Source organism: Streptomyces roseicoloratus (assembly GCF_004117935.1).
In the GTDB taxonomy this organism is placed as follows: Bacteria; Actinomycetota; Actinomycetes; order Streptomycetales; family Streptomycetaceae; genus Streptomyces; species Streptomyces roseicoloratus.
Genome location: NZ_SDOY01000110.1, coordinates 118691 through 137194 on the forward strand (window position 1 = coordinate 118691; position 18504 = coordinate 137194).

Consider the following 18504-nt stretch of genomic DNA (forward strand, 5'->3'; position numbering starts at 1 on the left):
GCGGTTCCGTGCACGGAACTTACGCGACGCGGACGGTTCCCACCACGGGGCGCGGGGCGCATCGTCTGACGATCCGCCACAAGGACCCGGCCGATTTCTTGTCCGGGAGGAGTTCTTGCCCGTCCGGCTACGCCCTAGTAGTTAACAAAGCGCCGGATTGCCCACCCGGCATCCGGGGCAAGGCTCCTTTCCGTACCCCTCCGTACTCCCTCCAGACCCGCCATTCGAGTGAACGCGTACGGCGGCGGCCATCCCAGCGACCAACGGGCCGCCGACGGAGCTAGAAAGAGCGCACACCACCCGCACCCTCGCGAACCGTCAGGTGATGCCGTGAATCCGCTCATGGGACGCATTCCCGTCCTGGACGTCCGCCCCCTGGTCGACTGTGGCCGCCGCCCGGCGAAGGCGGTGGTGGGCGAGACCTTCGAAGTGACCGCCACCGTGTTCCGCGAGGGGCATGACGCCGTCGCCGCCAATGTCGTGCTGCGCGGCCCGTCCGGCCGGCCCGGCCCGTGGATCCCGATGCGCGAACTGGCCCCGGGCACCGACCGCTGGGGCGCGGAGGTGACCCCGGACGCCGAGGGTTCGTGGACGTACACGGTGGAGGCGTGGAGCGACCCGCTCACCACCTGGCGGCGGACCGCGAGGATCAAGATCCCGGCGGGAATCGATTCCGAACTGGTCCTCGCCGAGGGCGCCGAGCTGCACGAGCGGGCCGCCAAGGGCGTGCCGAAGAAGGGCGGCGGCCGGGAGGCGGTGCTCGCCGTCGCGGACACGCTGCGCGACGAGTCCCGGCCGGCCGCGGTGCGGCTCGCGGCGGCGCTCACGCCGCGCGTCCTGGAGTGCCTGGCCCGCCATCCGCTGCGCGAACTGCTGTCGAAGTCCCCGGCGTTGCCGCTGCGGGTGGAGCGGGAGCGGGCGCTGTTCGGTTCCTGGTACGAGTTCTTCCCGCGGTCCGAGGGCGTGCGGAAGGTGCGCGGCCGGACGGTGCCCGGCACGTTCCGCACGGCGGCCGAACGGCTTCCGGCGATCGCCGCGATGGGTTTCGACGTGGTCTACCTGCCGCCGATCCACCCGATCGGAGTGACCCACCGCAAGGGCCCGAACAACTCGCTGTCGGCGAGCCCGGAGGACGTGGGTGTGCCGTGGGCGATCGGCTCGCCGGAGGGCGGGCACGACGCGGTCCACCCGGATCTGGGCACGATCGAGGACTTCGACGCGTTCGTGGCGCGGGCGCGCGAGCTGCGCCTGGAGATCGCGCTGGACTTCGCGCTGCAGTGCTCGCCGGACCACCCGTGGGTGGAGAAGCACCCGGAGTGGTTCGCCCGCCGCCCGGACGGCTCGATCGCGTACGCCGAGAACCCGCCGAAGAAGTACCAGGACATCTATCCGATCGCGTTCGACAACGACATGGACGGGATCGTCGCGGAGACCGTGCGGGTGCTGCGGCACTGGATGGACCACGGGGTGCGGATCTTCCGGGTGGACAACCCGCACACCAAGCCGGTGGTGTTCTGGGAGCGGGTGATCGGCGAGATCAACCGGGCCGACCCGGACGTGATCTTCCTGGCGGAGGCGTTCACCCGGCCCGCGATGATGCACGCGCTCGGCGCCGTCGGATTCCAGCAGTCGTACACCTACTTCACCTGGCGCAACACCAAGCAGGAGCTGACCGAGTACCTCACGGAGCTGTCCGGGGACACCGCCGCCTGCATGCGGCCCAACTTCTTCGTGAACACCCCGGACATCCTGCACGCCTACCTCCAGCACGGCGGCCGGCCGGCCTTCGAGGTGCGCGCGGTGCTCGCGGCCACGCTCTCGCCGACCTGGGGTGTCTACGCCGGCTACGAGCTGTGCGAGAACACCCCGCTGCGGGAGGGCAGCGAGGAGTACCTGGACTCGGAGAAGTACCAACTGCGGCCGCGGGACTGGGAGTCGGCGGAGCGCTCGGGTGCCTCCATCGCCCCGCTGATCACCACCCTGAACCGGGTCAGGCGCCGCAATCCGGCCCTGCGCCGGCTGCGGAACCTGACCTTCCACGCGACGGACAACGACGCCGTCATCGCGTATTCCAAGCGCTCGGGTCCGAACACCGTCCTGGTGGTCGCCAACCTCGACCCCCACCACACCCAGGAGGCCACGGTCTCGTTGAACATGCCGGAACTCGGCCTCGCCTGGCACGAGACCGTGCCGGTGCGCGACGAGCTCACCGGCGAGACCTATCACTGGGGCAGGACCGATTACGTACGCCTCGAGCCGGGTGTCACGCCCGCACACGTACTCGTCCTGCGACCGTCCCCGCAGACCGGAGGGTCACCCACATCATGACAGTCAACGAACCCGTCCCCGACACCTTCGAGGACACCCCCGCCAAGGACCGCGACCCCGAGTGGTTCAAGCGGGCGGTCTTCTACGAGGTCCTGGTCCGCTCGTTCCAGGACAGCAACGGCGACGGAGTCGGCGATCTGAAGGGCATCACGTCCCGCCTCGACTACCTGCAGTGGCTGGGCGTGGACTGCCTCTGGCTGCCACCGTTCTTCAAGTCCCCGCTGCGGGACGGCGGCTACGACGTCGCCGACTACACCTCGGTGCTCCCGGAGTTCGGCGACCTCGCCGACTTCGTGGAGTTCGTGGACGCGGCCCACGCGCGGGGCATGCGCGTGATCATCGACTTCGTCATGAACCACACGAGCGACGCGCACCCGTGGTTCCAGGAGTCCCGCACCGACCCCGAAGGCCCCTACGGCGACTACTACGTCTGGGCCGACGACGACAAGCAGTTCCCGGACGCCCGGATCATCTTCGTCGACACGGAGACCTCCAACTGGACCTTCGACCCGGTCCGCAAGCAGTACTACTGGCACCGCTTCTTCTCCCACCAGCCGGACCTCAACTACGAGAACCCGGCGGTCCAGGAGGAGATCCTGTCCGCGCTGCGCTTCTGGCTGGACCTGGGCATCGACGGCTTCCGGCTCGACGCCGTGCCGTACCTCTACCAGGAGGAGGGCACCAACTGCGAGAACCTGCCCGCCACGCACGCCTTCCTCAAGCGGGTCCGCAAGGAGATCGACGAGCACTACCCGGACCGGGTGCTGCTCGCCGAGGCCAACCAGTGGCCGGAGGACGTCGTCGACTACTTCGGCGACTTCGGGACGGGCGGCGACGAGTGCCACATGGCCTTCCACTTCCCGGTGATGCCACGCATCTTCATGGCCGTGCGGCGCGAGTCCCGCTACCCGGTCTCCGAGATCCTGGCGAAGACCCCGGAGATCCCGGCGGGCTGCCAGTGGGGCATCTTCCTCCGCAACCACGACGAGCTCACCCTCGAGATGGTCACGGACGAGGAACGCGACTACATGTACGCCGAGTACGCCAAGGACCCGCGGATGCGGGCCAACATCGGCATCCGGCGCCGTCTCGCCCCGCTCCTCGACAACGACCGCAAGCAGATGGAGCTGTTCACCGCGCTGCTGTTCTCGCTGCCCGGCTCGCCGGTGCTGTACTACGGCGACGAGATCGGCATGGGCGACAACATCTGGCTCGGCGACCGGGACGGCGTGCGCACCCCGATGCAGTGGACACCGGACCGCAACGCGGGCTTCTCCTCGTGCGACCCGGGCCGGCTCTTCCTGCCGGCCATCATGGACCCGGTCCACGGCTACCAGGTGACCAACGTGGAGGCGGGGATGGCCTCGCCGTCCTCGCTGCTGCACTGGACGAAGCGGATGATCGAGATCCGCAAGCAGAACCGCGCCTTCGGGACCGGCTCGTACACCGAACTGCCCTCGTCCAACCCGGCGGTTCTCGCCTTCCTCCGCGAGACCGGCCCCGAGGACGGTCCGGACGCCGACCAGGTCCTCTGCGTGAACAACTTCTCCCGGTTCGCGCAGCCGACCGAACTCGACCTGCGCCGCTTCGACGGGGTGAAGCCGGTGGAGATGATCGGCGGGGTGCAGTTCCCGGCGATCGGCCAGTGGCCGTATCTGCTCACGCTGGCCGGGCACGGGTTCTACTGGTTCCGCCTCAAGCGATCCTGAAGTACCGTCAGTTCAGTTCTGTCCCGTGTGGGGCGGTTTCCGCCGCCCCACACCGGGAACTGTGTCCCACACACGATTCAGGTCCATACGGGCCTTCTTGTCGGGCCCATACGGATCTTCCCCTTCCGACACGTCCCGCACAGCCGGACAGCCGAAGCCGCCATCCGGGACACTCTGCGCATTTGAACGCTTACGCACACCCCTTGCGCACCCCGGGGAAAGGACGCGATGCCATGCCGGAGACCGCATCCACCACCCGGGCCCCGGACGCCCTCCTCGCCTCGCTCACACCCTTGCTGCACGCCTGGCTGCCACGGCAGCGCTGGTTCGCCGGCAAGGGCCGCCGGGTCACCGGGTTCACCCTGGACGCGGCCACCGAGCTGCTGCCGCTGGACGGCACCGGACCCGGTCTCCTCCATCTGCTCGTACGGGTCGAACAGCCGGGCCGTCCGGCCGGAACACCCGCCGACTGCTACCAGTTGCTCCTCGGCGTGCGGCCCCAGCTGCCGCCGAGACTGGCGCCCGCCCTGATCGGGCGGCTCCGCCAGGGTCCGCTCGCCGGACGGGCCGTCTACGAAGGGCTGCGCGATCCGCGGCTCGCCGGACTGCTCTACGAACGGCTGCGCAGCCCCGGCCGGACCGGCCCGCTGCGCTTCCACGCCACGGCCCCGCTGCCCCCGGCACTCGCACCCCGGATGCTGGACGCCGAGCAGTCCAACTCCTCGCTCGTCTACGGAGATTCGTTCATCCTCAAGATCTTCCGCCGGGTCAGTCCGGGCGCCAACCCGGACCTGGAACTGCCGCTCGCGCTGGCCGGGGCGGGCTGCGAACGGGTCCCGGCGCCGGTCGCCTGGTTCGAGACCGGCGCGGCCACGCTGGGCGTCCTCCAGCCGTATCTGCGCGGCTCGCGCGACGGCTGGCGGCTCGCGCTCGACGCGCTCGCCGACGGGCGGGAGTTCACCGTCGAGGCCCGGCAGCTCGGCCGGGCCACGGCCGAGGTGCACCTCGCGCTGGCCGGCGCCCTGCCCACCGAACGGCTCCGGCGCGACCGGGCCGCTCACCTGGCCGCCGCGATGGACGCCCGGCTGCACGCCGCCGCCAAGGCGGTGCCCGCGCTCCTGCCGTACGTGCCGGGGCTGCGGGCGGTGCTCGCGGCGGCCGGCGACGCGACGGGCACGGGCCCGCTGCAGCGGATCCACGGCGACCTGCACCTCGGACAGACACTGCGCGGCTCCGACGGCGCCTGGGCGGTGATCGACTTCGAAGGCGAGCCGGCCAAGTCGCTGGACGAGCGGCGCAGCCCGCAGCCGCCGGTCCGCGACATCGCGGGCATGCTCCGCTCCTTCGACTACGCGGCCCGCACCCACCGGCCCTGGAACGCCGAGTGGGCGGCCCGCTGCCGCGCCGCCTACTGCACCGGCTACGCGGAGGCCGCGGGCACCGACCCCCGCGACCACCCCGCGCTGCTGCACGCCTACGAGACGGACAAGGCCGTCTACGAGGTCGTGTACGAGGCCCGCCACCGTCCGGACTGGCTGCCGGTCCCGATGGCGGCGATCCAGCGCCTGGCGGGACCGAGGTGATCCCCCGCGCTCCCGTGCCCGGCCCGCCGGGCGCTCACCCGGTCGGGCCAGTCGCCGGGGCACGGCCGGGCGTTCCGCCTGCGGGGTACCCGACGGGGCCCGTTCGGCCGAGTGTCCCGAGCGGAACCGGCCGCGTTGCGCTTGCGTGGAAAGCGCCCTTCCCCCCTCACCCCCTTCACCCTCACCAGGAGGCCTCTCCGTGACCGCCCGATCCGCAGGCAGGACAGCCCGCAAGCCGAAGACGCCCGCTCCCCGGGCGGAGGCCACGCCGGACCGGGCCGCCGCGCGCCAGGTGCGCCAGGCGCCCCCGCTCGACCCGGGCGACCGGGCCCGGCTGCTGGCCGGCGAGCACCACGACCCGCACGGGCTGCTCGGCGCGCACCCGGTGAAGGGCGGGATCGCCGTACGGGTGCTGCGCCCGTGGGCGAAGGAGGTCGCCGTGCTGCTCCCCAAGGGGCGGCGCGTCCAGCTGCACGACGAGGGCGACGGCATCTTCTCGGCCCTCGTCCCGCTGCTCCGCAAGGTTCCCGCGTACGAGCTCCGCGTCCGCTACGACGGCGACGAGCTGGCCGTCGACGACCCGTACCGCTTCCTGCCCGCGCTCGGCGACCTCGACCTGCACCTGATCGGCGAGGGCCGGCACGAGGAACTGTGGACGGCGCTCGGCGCCCGGGTCATGACCCACCAGGGCGTGACCGGCACCCGCTTCACCGTCTGGGCGCCCAACGCCCGCGGCGTGCGCGTCACCGGCGACTGGACGTACTGGGACGGCACGGCGCTGCCGATGCGCTCGCTCGGCTCGACCGGCGTGTGGGAGCTGTTCGTGCCCGGGATCGGCGAGGGCGCGGTCTACAAGTTCGACATCACCCGCCCGGACGGCTCGCACACGCTGCGTGCCGATCCGATGGCCCGCCGCACCGAGTGCCCGCCGCACACCGCGTCCGTCGTCACCGACGACCACCACGTGTGGCAGGACGACGAGTGGATGGCGCGGCGCGGCGCGCGCCCGCACCACGAGGCGCCGCTGTCCGTGTACGAGGTCCACCTGCCGTCGTGGCGGCCGGGACTGACGTACCGGCAGCTCGCCGAGCAACTGCCCGCCTACGTGCGCGATCTCGGCTTCACGCACGTGGAGTTCATGGCCGTCGCCGAGCATCCCTTCCACGGCTCGTGGGGCTACCAGGTCACCGGCTTCTACGCGCCGACGGCGCGCCTCGGCACGCCGGACGACTTCCGTTTCCTGGTGGACGCGCTGCACCAGGCGGGGATCGGCGTCCTGATGGACTGGGTGCCGGCGCACTTCCCGCGGGACGACTGGGCGCTCGCCGAGTTCGACGGGCGGCCGCTGTACGAGCACGAGGATCCGCGCCGTTCGGCCCACCCGGACTGGGGCACCCTGGAGTTCGACTACGGCCGCAAGGAGGTGCGGAACTTCCTCGTCGCCAACGCCGTGTACTGGTGCGAGCGGTTCCACCTCGACGGCCTGCGGGTGGACGCGGTCGCGTCGATGCTCTACCTGGACTACTCGCGCGAGGGCGGCGACTGGCTGCCCAACGAGTTCGGCGGCCGGGAGAACCTGGACGCGGTGGCCTTCCTGCAGGAGATGAACGCCACCGTGTACAAGCGCTGCCCGGGAGTGGTCACCTTCGCCGAGGAGTCGACGGCCTGGGACGGCGTGACCCGGCCGACCGACCAGGTGGGTCCGGGCGGTTTCGGCGGGCTCGGCTTCGGCATGAAGTGGAACATGGGCTGGATGCACGACTCGCTCGGCTACGTCGAGAAGGACCCGGTGCACCGCAAGTACCACCACCACGAGATGACCTTCTCGATGGTGTACGCGTACAGCGAGAACTACATCCTGCCGATCTCCCACGACGAGGTCGTGCACGGCAAGCGTTCCCTGGTGTCGAAGATGCCGGGCGACTGGTGGCAGCGGCGTGCCAACCACCGGGCGTACCTGGGCTTCATGTGGGCCCACCCGGGCAAGCAACTGCTGTTCATGGGGCAGGAGTTCGCCCAGGGCGCCGAGTGGTCGGCGGAGCACGGCCCCGAGTGGTGGCTGATGGACGAGACGTACCACTCGGCCGGTGACCACCGGGGCGTGCGGGACCTGGTGCGCGATCTGAACACGGTGTACACGGCGACGCCGTCGCTGTGGGAGCGGGACACCGCGCCGGAGGGCTTCCAGTGGATCGCGGGCGACGCGGCGGAGGACAACGTCTTCGCCTTCCTGCGCTTCGACGCGGTCGGCTCGCCGCTGCTCGCGGTGTGCAACTTCTCGCCGGTGGTGCGGCACGACTACCGGCTCGGGGTGCCGGACTCCTTCGCGGCCTGGGCGGAGGTGCTGAACACGGACGACGTGCGGTACGGCGGGAGCGGCGTGGTCGGCACCGACCCGGTGAAGACCGAGTCGGTGCCGTGGCACGGCCGCCCGGCGAGCGTCCGGATGACGCTGCCGCCGCTGGCGACGGTGTGGCTCAGGCCCGCCTGAACCGCGGCCGGGCCCGCCTGAACCGCGCGGGCCGCCGGGGCCCGGCAGGCGCCTGCCCCGGCCCTCAGGCCCGCCGGATCACGCCCAGCCGCTGGGTGGCCCGGGTCAGCGCCACGTACAGGTCGTTGACGCCGTGCAGGGCGCCGGCCCGGATGCCGTCCGGGTCGACGACGAGCACGGTGTCGAACTCCAGGCCCTTGGCCTGCCGCGGGTCGAGCAGGACGACGGGCCGGGCCAGGTCGGGCGCGGGGCCGTACGAGGCGTCGGGCAGGGCGGCGATCAGCTCCGGGTGCAGCCCGGCCGGCGCGATGACGGCGAGCCGGCCCTCGGGCCGGAGCTCCGCCGCCACCGCGTCGGCGGCCTCCTTCACCGGGTCCTCGGCCGTGCGGTCCCAGGGCTCGACGCCGGTGGAGCGCACCGAGCGCGGCGGCTCGAAGTGCGGGTCGGCCTCCCGCCGTACGTCCGTGGCGACGGCCATGATCTCGGCCGGGGTGCGGTAGTTGACGCCGAGCCTGACGAGCTCCCAGCGGTCCTCGACGTACGGCGAGAGGATCGCGTCCCAGGCGCCGACACCGGCCGGGTCGCCGGTCTGCGCCGGGTCGCCGACCAGGGTCATGGAGCGGGTGGGGCTGCGGCGCATGAGGAGCCGCCACAGCATGGCGGAGAGCTCCTGTGCCTCGTCGACGATGATGTGGCCGAAGGCCCAGGTGCGGTCGGCGGCGGCGCGTTCGGCGGCGCTGCGGTGGTCGGCCTCCTCGTGCCGTTCGGCGAAGCGCTCGGCGTCGATGATGTCGTGCGCGGACAGCACCTCGGAGGCGTCCTTGTCGACCTCCTCCTTGTCCTCGAACTCGTAGGTGCGGGAGGCGTACGAGACGTCGAGGACGCCCTGCGCGTACTGGATCCGCTTCTGCCGCTCGGCCTCCTCGGCGGCGCGGGCGGCGGAGTCGTCCTCGCCGAGGAGTTCGGCGGCCTCGTCGAGCAGCGGCACGTCGGCGGCCGTCCAGGCCGCGCCTGCCGGCCGCCGGATCGCCGCCAGGTCGTCCTCGTCGTCGAGGTGGGTGGGGTCTTCGAGGTAGTCGGCGAGGAAGTCCTGCGGGGTGAGCGGCGGCCAGAGGGTGTCGAGGGCCGCGTGCACCTCGGGGTTGGCGGCGACGCCCTTGGCGAGGAGGGCGCGGTCGTCGGGGCCGAGGAAGTTGGGGCCGCCGTAGGGGTCCGCGCCGATGCGGTCGGCGAGCTGTTCGGCGAGGGCGTCGAGGACCGCGAAGACGAAGTAGGGCCGGGCGAGGTTGTGCGGCAGGAAGGTCTCGCGGGCCCGGTGGCGGGCCTCCAGGGCCATGTCCCAGTCGATGACCAGGTCGCCGTCCTCGTGCGGGACGACCAGCGGCTCGCCGCGCTCGGGCACCCGCTGCCGGTCGCGTACGGCGGCGGCCAGGGCCTCGGCCATCCGGAGCGAGCCCTTGACGGCGGCGGCGCGGGGCGTTTCCGTGCCGGTGGCGCGGACGCCGGGGAAGAGCTCGCCGGGCGTGGCGAGCAGCACGCCGGTCTCGCCGAGGGAGGGCAGGACGTTGCCGATGTAGCCGAGGAAGGCGGGGTTGGGGCCGACGATCAGGACGGCGCGCTTGGCGAGCTGCTCGCGGTGCGCGTAGAGCAGGTAGGCGGCACGGTGCAGGGCGACGGCGGTCTTGCCGGTGCCGGGGCCGCCTTCGACGACGAGGACGCCGCGGTGCGGGGAGCGGATGATGGCGTCCTGTTCGGCCTGGATGGTCTGCACGATGTCGTGCATGCGGCCGGTTCGGGCGGCGTCGAGCGCGGCGAGCAGGACCTCGTCGGCGTCGCGGTTCTCGTGGCCGGTGCGGGTGGCGTCGTGGAGGTCGAGCACCTCGTCGTGGAGCGAGACGACCTCGCGGCCCTTGGTGGTGATGTGGCGGCGCCGGCTCAGGCCCATGGGCTCGTAGCCGGTGGCGAGGTAGAAGGGCCGGGCGATGTCGGCGCGCCAGTCGACGACGAGGGGCGTGCGGTGGGCGTCGTCCTCGCGGATGCCGATCCGTCCGATGTGGTGGTCGCGCCCGTCCCGGAAGGCGAGCCGTCCGAAGCAGAGCCCGGTCTCGCCCGCGTCGAGCGCGGCGAGCAGCCCGGACCGCTCGGCGACGAGCACGTCGCGCTCGAGGCGGGCCTGCGCGTTGCCGGCGCCGGGCGTGCCGAGGGCCGCCGCGACACCGGCCTCGGCCTGGTCCCGCAGGTCGTCGAGTCGCGCGTAGAGCTCGGTGATGAATTTCTGTTCGTTCCGAAATTCTTCGGTTGACAATTCGACTCCCGGCGCGATACGGTGCGTTTAGTGAAGTACTCCGCGTCTACACGTGCGCCCCTATGGCGATCCAGACACGGAATTCACCAATATACGTGGACCAACACCCCGGCTGTCAATTCTAGTCCGGGGTATTTTCGTGCCTCATGACGAATGACGTGTCCCCGTTCCCGGCGGCCCGCGCCCTGCTGCTCGCCCACGGCGCCGATACCCTGCCGCACCCCGGCGGCACCCTCCTCGCCCACCTGGACCGCGTCGAGCACCGCCTCGCCGCCTGGGGCGCCCGCCCCGCCCTCCGCCTGGCCGGCCTCTGCCACGCCTTCTACGGCACGGACGGCTTCGCCGAGAGCCTGCTCCCGCTGGACCGCCGGGCGGAGCTGACGGCGGCGATCGGCGAGGAGGCGGAACACCTGGTCCACTTCTACGCGAGCTGTGACCGCGACGTCTCCTACCCCGGCCTGCCCGACCCGGCCGGCCCCTTCCGCGACCGTTTCACCGGTGAGACCCTCGTCCCGTCCGCCCGCCGGCGGGCGGACTTCGCCGAAATCACCGCGGCCAACGAACTCGACCTGGCGGCGCTCGATCCCGAATTCCGCACCCGCTGGGGAGCCTCGCTGCTGCGTCTCCTCACCGGCTGGCGGCCCCTGCTGACCGACGCCGCCTTCGCGGACGTACGGGCCGTGCTCGCGCCGCGCGGATAACCGGGTGCGGGGCGCCCGGGGGCACTGTTAACGTCGGCGGCATGAAGCGCGCTGCCGATCTCACGACGACGCCGGAGAGTGTCCCGGCGCGCTGACAGCTGTCTTTGTCCGAAGCCCCGGGGCGAGTGCCCCGGGGCTTCGCCGTGCCGGCCGGGGACTCGCTCCCCCACCGGAAAGAGGAACCACCATGAGCGAGTCCCCCGCCGTCGTCGACCACCGCAGGCTGGGCCGGGAGCTGGAGCTGTTCGACACCGATCCGCTGATCGGCGCCGGGCTGCCGTACTGGCTGCCCGCCGGGGCCGCCGTACGGCACGCGCTGGAGGAGTACGTACGGGAGGCCGAACGGCGGGCCGGGTACCGCCACGTGTACTCGCCGGTGCTGGGGAAGCGGGAGCTGTACGAGATCTCCGGGCACTGGGCGCACTACCGCGACGACATGTTCCCGCCGATGGACGTCGGCGCGGAGCAGTTCGTGATGCGGCCCAGCCTCTGCCCGCACCATGCCGTCATCTTCCGCTCCCGCGCCCGCAGCTATCGCGAACTTCCCTTCCGCATGGCCGAGTTGGGAGGGATGTATCGCTCCGAGCCGTCCGGGGTCCTCGGCGGGCTCACCCGGGTGCGGGCCATCCGGCTCAACGACGCCCACATCTTCTGCACCCTCGACCAGGTCGCCGAGGAGGCGGCCGGCACCCTGGGGCTGATCCGTGAGGCGCACGCGGCCATGGGCATCGTGCCCGTCCGCCACCGGCTCTCGCTGCCCGGCCCGGGCGGCAAGTACGTCGCCGCGCCCGGGATGTGGGAGCGGTCGACCGCCCTGCTGCGGGAGGTCCTCGACGCCTCCGGGCTCGACTACGAGGAGGCCGAGGGCGAGGCCGCGTTCTACGGGCCCAAGATCGACGTGCAGGTCGCCGACCCGGCCGGCCGCGAGTCGACCCTGTCCACCGTGCAGGTCGACTTCCACCAGCCCGAGCAGTTCGACCTCCGCTACATCGGCCCGGACGGCGCCCGGCACCGTCCCGTGATGATCCACCGCTCCGTGATCGGCAGCGTCGAACGCGCCGTCGCCCACCTCGTGGAGTGCCACGCCGGCGCCTTCCCGGCCTGGCTCGCCCCGGTCCAGCTCGCCGTGCTGCCCGTCTCGGACGACGCCTACGAGGCCGCCGACCGCGTCGCCGCCCGGGCCGCCGGACTCGGCCTGCGCGCCGAGGTCGTGGGTCCCGAACAGGGCACCCTCGGCGCCCGCGTCCGGGCCGTCCGGCTCGTCCCGTACCAGGCGGTGATCGGCGCCAAGGAGGCGGCCGGCGACCGGGTGTCCGTACGGCTCCGGGACGGCCGGCGGCTGGATCCGCTGCCGGTCGGCGAACTCCTCGGCCGGATCAAGGAGTCGGTGGAGGCCCACGCCACCGGGCTGTGGGCCGGTTAGAGGAGCGGGGCCGACCACGGCCAGGAGACGCTCGGTGAGGTCGCGGCGGTCCTGGGTGCCGGCTTGCGGGCAGTCCGGGCGCCGGCCACGGCCCGCCGCCCATGCGGCGAGCCGGTTCCGCTCGTCCTCGGTGCGGCACCGGACCGTCGCATGCGTCTCGTACACCGGAGCGGTTCCGGCAGAACGGGCCGGCCGCCTCACCCGGGTTGCGCGCCGGGCGGGAGCAGCGGCTTCCGTTCCACCGGCGAGGACAGCACGATCGAGGTCGTGGTCCGGCCGAGGGCGGAGGTCTGCTCCAGGATCTCCTCCAGGTGGACGGTGTCGGTCACCGCGACCTTGAGGATCCAGCAGTCCTCGCCCACCACGTGGTGCGCCTCGCGGATCTCGGGGCGGGCGATCAGTTCGAGGGTGCGCGGGTGCCGGAGGTTGTAGCCGCCGTGCGGGTTGACCCGGATGAAGGCCTGGATGCCGTAGCCGAGTCGGGCGGGGGCGATCTGCGCGCCGTAGCCGGTGATCGCGCCGCAGGCCTCCAGGCGGCGGACCCGCTCGGCGACGGCGGCGGGGCTGAGCCGGACGCGGCGGCCGAGTTCGCTGAGCTTGATGCGGCCGTCGCTCTGGAGCAGGTCCAGGATCTGCCGGTCGACGGGGTCGAAGGCACCTGCCGTCGTTTCGACGGCGCTCGGCCGCGCGGACCGCGGTTCCTTCGGTGGAACGGCCTGGACTCCCATGTTTCCCCCTTCAGTCGACGATCACCCAACGTAACACTGGAGGCATGGAGATTCTGATCATCGGCGGGACCCGCTACTTCGGAAAGCGCCTGGTCACCCGCCTGATCGCGGCGGGACATCACGTGACGGTCCTGAACCGCGGCTCCTCCCCCGCACCGGAGGGAACGACCCCGCTGACCGCCGACCGCGACGACGAATCCGCGTTGCGGAAGGCCCTCGCCGGGCGGCGGTTCGACGTCGTGATCGACCAGGTCTGCTACACGCCGCGTCAGGCGGACGTCGCACGCCGGGTCTTCGCGGGCAGGACCCGCCGCTATGTGATGACGTCGACGGTGGAGGTGTACGAGTACGAGGACTCGGCCACCCCGGTCACCGAGGCCGCCGTCGACCCGTCGACGGTCCCGGTGGACCTCGGACTGCCCTGGGACGACGCCGACTTCCTCGGCGCGCACTACGGGGAGGGAAAGCGGCAGGCGGAGGCGGTGTTCGCCGCGGGCACGGAGTTCGCGTGGACCTCGGTCCGGGTGGCGCACGTCCTGGGCGGCGCGGACGACTTCACCGGCCGCGTCGGGCACTACGCCCGGCGGATCGCCGCGGGCGAACCGATCGACGTGCCGGCGGCGAACCGGGCGGCGACCTATGTGTACGTGGAGGAGATCGCCGCGTTCCTGGCGTGGGCGGCGGAGGCGGAGTTCACCGGACCGGTGAACGCGCACTCCCACGGCCCGCTGACGACGGCGGACATCTGCGCCGCGATCGAGGAACTGACGGGCGGCCGCACCGTCTTCCGCTCCACGGAGGTGGGCACGGTCTCGCCCTTCTCCTTCTCCCGCGCGTACGCGATGGACAACTCCCGCGCGGAGAGCCTGGGATACCGCTTCTCGCACACCTCGCAATGGCTGCGGAAGGCCATCGCCGAGACGGTGCGGGCGACCACGACGAACGAGGAGGCATAGTGCGGTACCGCACACTCGGCGACACCACCGTCGGCGCGATCGGTCTCGGCGCCATGCCGCTGTCCATCGAGGGCCACCCGGACGAGGCCCGGGCCCTCGCCACCGTCCACGCCGCCCTGGACGCGGGCGTGACCCTGCTGGACACCGCCGACTCGTACCACCCGCCGGGCGGCGTGACCGGCGCCAACGAGCGGCTCGTCGCCCGGGCCCTGGCCACGTACGGCGGCGACCGCGACGCCGTGTTCGTCGCCACGAAGGGCGGGCGCGGACGGAGCGCCGACGGCGGCTGGACCGTCGACGGCAGACCCGCGCACCTGCGGCGCGCCGCGGAGGCCTCGGCCCGCCGGCTCGGCGTCGACGCGATCGGCCTCTACCAGCTGCACAAGCCGGACCCGGCCGTCCCCTACGCCGAATCCCTCGGCGCGATACGCGAGCTGCTCGACGCGGGCACGATCAGAATGGCGGGCGTCTCCAACGTGGACCGGACCCAGATCCTGCTGGCCCGGCAGATCCTGGGCGACCGTCTCGTCTCCGTGCAGAACCGGTACTCGCCCGCGGTCCGGGACAGCGAGCCCGAACTGCGGCTCTGCGCCGAACTGGGACTCGCCTTCCTGCCCTGGAGCCCGCTCGGCGGCATCTCCCGCAGCTCGCTCGACGGTGCCTCGGCCCAGGAGACGGACCCCCGCTCCGCCGCCTTCCACCGCGTGGCCCGCAGCCGCGGCGTCTCCCCCCAGCGCGTGGCCCTCGCCTGGCTGCTGTCCCACCCCGGCGACCACGTCCTCCCGATCCCGGGCGCGAGCCGCCCGGAAACGGCCCGGGACTCGGCCGAGGCAGCCGACCTGCACCTGACTCCGGCGGAACTGGCGGAACTGAACGCGGGGCACTGAGCCGAGCCGGCGGGGCCCAGAGGGCCGAGGGCGGCGGGACCGGGTCCGGGGCCGCCACCCGCGGGGCCGAGGAGGGTCCGGGGGCGGGCGGCCCCCGGGCCCTCCTCGACGCCCGGGGGCGGGCGGCCCCCGGAAGCGAGGACCGGGCCCCGGATCCGGCTCAAGACCCGGGACCCGGAGTCCGTTCAGACGCCGGCGCGCGCCTTCTCCTCGCCCTCGTCGTACCGCCGCTCAGGAACGCCGGCCGCCGAGCCGGCGCCGCCGTGCCCGTCGTCGACCAGCGTCGTCTCGTCGAACGGCACCCGCCCGGCCAGCACCTCGGACACCCGCGCCTTGTCGATCTCCTTGGTCCAGGTGCCGACCAGCACCGTCGCCACGGCGTTGCCCGCGAAGTTCGTGAGCGCGCGGGCCTCGCTCATGAAGCGGTCGATGCCGACGATCAGGCCGACGCCGTCGACCAGTTCGGGCCGGTGCGACTGGAGGCCGCCGGCGAGGGTGGCGAGACCCGCGCCGGTGACGCCCGCCGCACCCTTGGAGGCGATGATCATGAAGACGAGGAGGGAGATCTGCTCGCCGATGGACAGCGGGTCGCCCATCGCCTCGGCGACGAAGAGCGAGGCCATCGTCAGGTAGATGGCGGTGCCGTCGAGGTTGAAGGAGTAGCCGGTCGGGACGGTGATGCCGACGACCGGCTTGGAGACGCCCAGGTGCTCCATCTTGGCGATCAGCCGCGGCAGCGCCGACTCGGACGACGAGGTGGAGAGGATCAGCAGGAACTCGCGGCCCAGGTACTTCAGCAGGGACAGGATGTTGACGCCCGCGATCAGCCGGAGCAGCGTGCCGAGCACCACGAAGACGAACAGCGCGCAGGTCACATAGAAGCCGATCATGATGACGGCGAGCGACTTCAGGGCGGAGGCGCCGGTCGCGCCGACGACGGCGGCGATCGCGCCGAAGGCGCCGAGCGGGGCGACCCACATGATCATCGCGAGGATGCGGAAGACGAGGCGCTGGATGTGTCCGATGCCGCGCAGCACCGGCTCGCCCGCCGCGCCCATGGCCTGGAGCGCGAAGCCCGCGAGGAGCGCGACGAGCAGGGTCTGCAGCACCTCGCCCTCGGTGAAGGCGGAGACGAGGGTCGTCGGGATGATGCCGAGGAGGAAGTCGGCGGTGCCCTCGCTCGCGCCCTCCGCCTGCTTGGCGCCGGCCTCGGCGAGGTCCTTGGTGAGGTGGAGACCGGAGCCGGGCTCCAGGATGTTGCCGACGACCAGGCCGATGGCGAGGGCCACGGTGGACATGACCAGGAAGTAGCCGAGGGCGAGGCCGCCGACCGCACCGACCTTGGCGGCCTTCCGCACGGAACCGACGCCGAGCACGATCGTGCAGAAGATGATCGGCGAGATCATCATCTTGATCAGGTTGACGAAGCCGGTGCCGAGCGGCTTGAGCTCGACGGCGACGCCGGGAGCCACGAAACCGACGACGATGCCGAGCAGGACGGCGCCGATCACGGCCAGATACAGAAAGTGGGTGCGGTCCCGTCTTGCGGCCACGGGGTCCTCCTCGTACTCGGGGTGTCCACGTCCCGGTGGATCCCCGCGACTATCCACCAGCCCTGTGACCGGGGTCACGGTTGCGTACGTTTCGTTCACGGCCGACACGAACGGGAGGCCCGGCGGGCCGTCCCCGGCGGCCCCGTCCCCGGCGGGCGCGCCCTCGACGGCCCCGTCCCCGACGGCCCCGTCCCCGGCGGGCGCGCGTCCGCCGGGCCGGAGAAGCGGCGGGCGGGCCCGCGGCGGGCTTCGTCTCGTTAGCGGAACGATTCGGGCAGGCCGTACGAGCGGGCACACCGCCCCAGGCACACTTGCTCGCATGCGCCTCCCCCTGCCCCGTCCCCGCAGCCTCGCGGGTCAGCTGTTCGCGATGCAGGTCGTGCTCGTGGCCGCCGTCGTCGTCGGGTGCGCGGTCTTCGCGTACGTGACGGACCGCGCCCAGGCGGAGGAGACCGCGCGCCGGCAGTCGACGGCGACCGCGACGGCCGTCGCCGCCTCGCCGGCGGTGGTGGCGGCGGCGCGCGCGGCGGGGACGACGGACCCGACGCCCTCGCTCCAGCCGTACGCGGAGGCGCTGCGGCGCGACGCGGGCGTCAGCTACGTGGTGGTCATGGCGCCGGACGGCACCCGCTGGACGCACCCGGAGCCGGAGCAGATCGGCCGGACGTACATGGGGCACATCGATCCCGCCGTGCGCGGGGAGACCTTCTCCGAGACGCACATGGGCGTGCTCGGCCCTTCGGTGCGCACGGTCGCGCCGGTCTTCGACGACCGGGCGGGCGGCCGGGTGATCGCCCTGGTCAGTTCGGGCATCACGATCGAGCGGATCAGCCAGCAGGTACGCGAGCAGGTGACGGCGCTGCTCGGCATGGCGGGCGCGGCCCTGGCACTCGGCGGGGCCGGCACGTACGTGATCAACGCGCGGCTGCGCCGGCACACCAAGGGCCTGAACGCGACGCAGCTGAGCCGGATGCACGACTACCACGAGGCGGCGCTGCACGCGGTGCGCGAGGGTCTGGTCATGCTGGACGGGCAGCGGCGGATCGCGCTGATCAACGACGGGGCGCGGGAGCTGCTGGGCCTGAGCGGCGAGGACGTGGTGGGCCGCTCGGCGGCGGAGCTGGGCCTTCCCGCGCCGCTGACCGGGGCGCTGCTGTCGTCGGAGCCACGGGTGGACGAGCTGCATCTGACGGACGAGCGGGTCCTGGTCCTGAGCACCCGCCCGGTGGTCGGCGGCGAGCGCCGCGGCACCGTGGTCACCCTGCGGGACCGCACCGAACTCCAGGCGCTTTCGGGTGAGTTGGACTCGGAGCGCGGCTTCACGGAGGCGCTGCGTTCCCAGGCCCACGAGGCGGCGAACCGGCTGCACACCGTGGTCTCGCTGATCGAACTGGGCCGTGTCGACGAGGCGGTGGGCTTCGCCACCGCCGAACTGGAGCTGGCGCAGGCCCTCACCGACCGCGTGGTGACCGCGGTGGCCGAGCCGGTCCTCGCCGCGCTGCTCCTGGGCAAGGCGGCACAGGCCAACGAACGGGGCGTGGAGCTGGTCCTGACGGAGGACAGCCGCATAGACGACGGCGTCCTGCCGGTGTCGCTGCCGTCGCGTGCCCTGGTGACGATCCTCGGCAACCTCATCGACAACGCGGTGGAGGCGGCGGGCGGCGCACCGCACGGGGCGACACCGGCCCTCACGACCACGGCACTCGCGGGGCCGGCGCTCACCACTGCCGCACGCGCGGATTCGGACCTCACGACCGGGACTCTCACGCAACCGGCGCTCACGGAGCCGCACCTCGCGGCCCCCGCCGGGGACGGCGACGCGCCCGCCGGCCGCGCGCCC

Annotated in this window: 12 protein-coding genes; 9 read left to right on the plus strand and 3 right to left on the minus strand. The window is 72.6% G+C overall.

Annotated features, from left to right (window positions below):
• The first annotated feature begins 342 nt into the window (after window positions 1–342).
• From ESG85_RS13030 to glgB, 4 genes are all read left to right on the plus strand, one after another.
• Window positions 343–2328: an alpha-1,4-glucan--maltose-1-phosphate maltosyltransferase gene (locus ESG85_RS13030; protein WP_128978704.1), complete on the plus strand. Its 1986-nt coding sequence runs from the start codon at window positions 343–345 to the stop codon at window positions 2326–2328.
• Window positions 2325–4037, plus strand: coding sequence for a maltose alpha-D-glucosyltransferase (gene treS, locus ESG85_RS13035; RefSeq protein ID WP_128978706.1), 1713 nt, complete (start codon window positions 2325–2327; stop codon window positions 4035–4037). The genes ESG85_RS13030 and treS overlap by 4 nt, the downstream gene beginning before the upstream one ends.
• 233 nt (window positions 4038–4270) lie before the next feature.
• On the plus strand, window positions 4271–5620 hold the full coding sequence (locus ESG85_RS13040; protein ID WP_128978708.1) for a maltokinase N-terminal cap-like domain-containing protein: 1350 nt from the start codon (window positions 4271–4273) through the stop codon (window positions 5618–5620).
• Window positions 5621–5819: 199 nt separating this feature from the next.
• On the plus strand, window positions 5820–8111 hold the full coding sequence (glgB, locus tag ESG85_RS13045) for a 1,4-alpha-glucan branching enzyme (RefSeq protein ID WP_128978710.1): 2292 nt from the start codon (window positions 5820–5822) through the stop codon (window positions 8109–8111).
• 64 nt (window positions 8112–8175) lie between these two features.
• On the opposite strand, the gene ESG85_RS13050 is transcribed toward glgB, so the two are convergent.
• On the minus strand, window positions 8176–10416 hold the full coding sequence (locus ESG85_RS13050) for a HelD family protein (RefSeq protein WP_128978712.1): 2241 nt from the start codon (window positions 10414–10416) through the stop codon (window positions 8176–8178).
• Between the two features lie 146 nt (window positions 10417–10562).
• On the opposite strand from ESG85_RS13050, the gene ESG85_RS13055 reads away from it, so the two are divergent.
• Together ESG85_RS13055 and thrS are read left to right on the plus strand one after the other, a co-directional pair.
• A complete protein-coding gene (locus ESG85_RS13055; RefSeq protein ID WP_128978714.1) occupies window positions 10563–11117 on the plus strand; it encodes a DUF6817 domain-containing protein in 555 nt (184 codons plus the stop codon).
• 187 nt (window positions 11118–11304) lie between these two features.
• The gene (thrS, locus tag ESG85_RS13060; protein ID WP_128978716.1) at window positions 11305–12540 is read left to right on the plus strand and encodes a threonine--tRNA ligase; all 1236 of its coding nucleotides are present in this window, start codon (window positions 11305–11307) and stop codon (window positions 12538–12540) included.
• A gap of 197 nt (window positions 12541–12737) precedes the next feature.
• Here thrS and ESG85_RS13065 read toward each other — a convergent pair whose 3' ends face one another.
• Entirely contained in the window at window positions 12738–13268 is a 531-nt protein-coding gene (locus ESG85_RS13065; RefSeq protein WP_128978718.1) for an Lrp/AsnC family transcriptional regulator, read from the minus strand.
• Between the two features lie 44 nt (window positions 13269–13312).
• On the opposite strand from ESG85_RS13065, the gene ESG85_RS13070 reads away from it, so the two are divergent.
• Both ESG85_RS13070 and ESG85_RS13075 read left to right on the plus strand, forming a co-directional pair.
• On the plus strand, window positions 13313–14224 hold the full coding sequence (locus ESG85_RS13070; protein ID WP_128978720.1) for an NAD-dependent epimerase/dehydratase family protein: 912 nt from the start codon (window positions 13313–13315) through the stop codon (window positions 14222–14224).
• Entirely contained in the window at window positions 14224–15111 is an 888-nt protein-coding gene (locus tag ESG85_RS13075; protein WP_128978723.1) for an aldo/keto reductase, read from the plus strand. Before ESG85_RS13070 ends, ESG85_RS13075 begins: the two co-directional genes overlap by 1 nt.
• 185 nt (window positions 15112–15296) lie before the next feature.
• On the opposite strand, the gene ESG85_RS13080 is transcribed toward ESG85_RS13075, so the two are convergent.
• Entirely contained in the window at window positions 15297–16664 is a 1368-nt protein-coding gene (locus ESG85_RS13080) for a cation:dicarboxylate symporter family transporter (RefSeq protein WP_128978725.1), read from the minus strand.
• Between the two features lie 319 nt (window positions 16665–16983).
• Between ESG85_RS13080 and ESG85_RS13090 the strand changes: the two genes are divergently transcribed.
• The coding region (locus ESG85_RS13090; RefSeq protein WP_128978730.1) for a sensor histidine kinase at window positions 16984–18504 on the plus strand (1521 nt) is incomplete at its 3' end.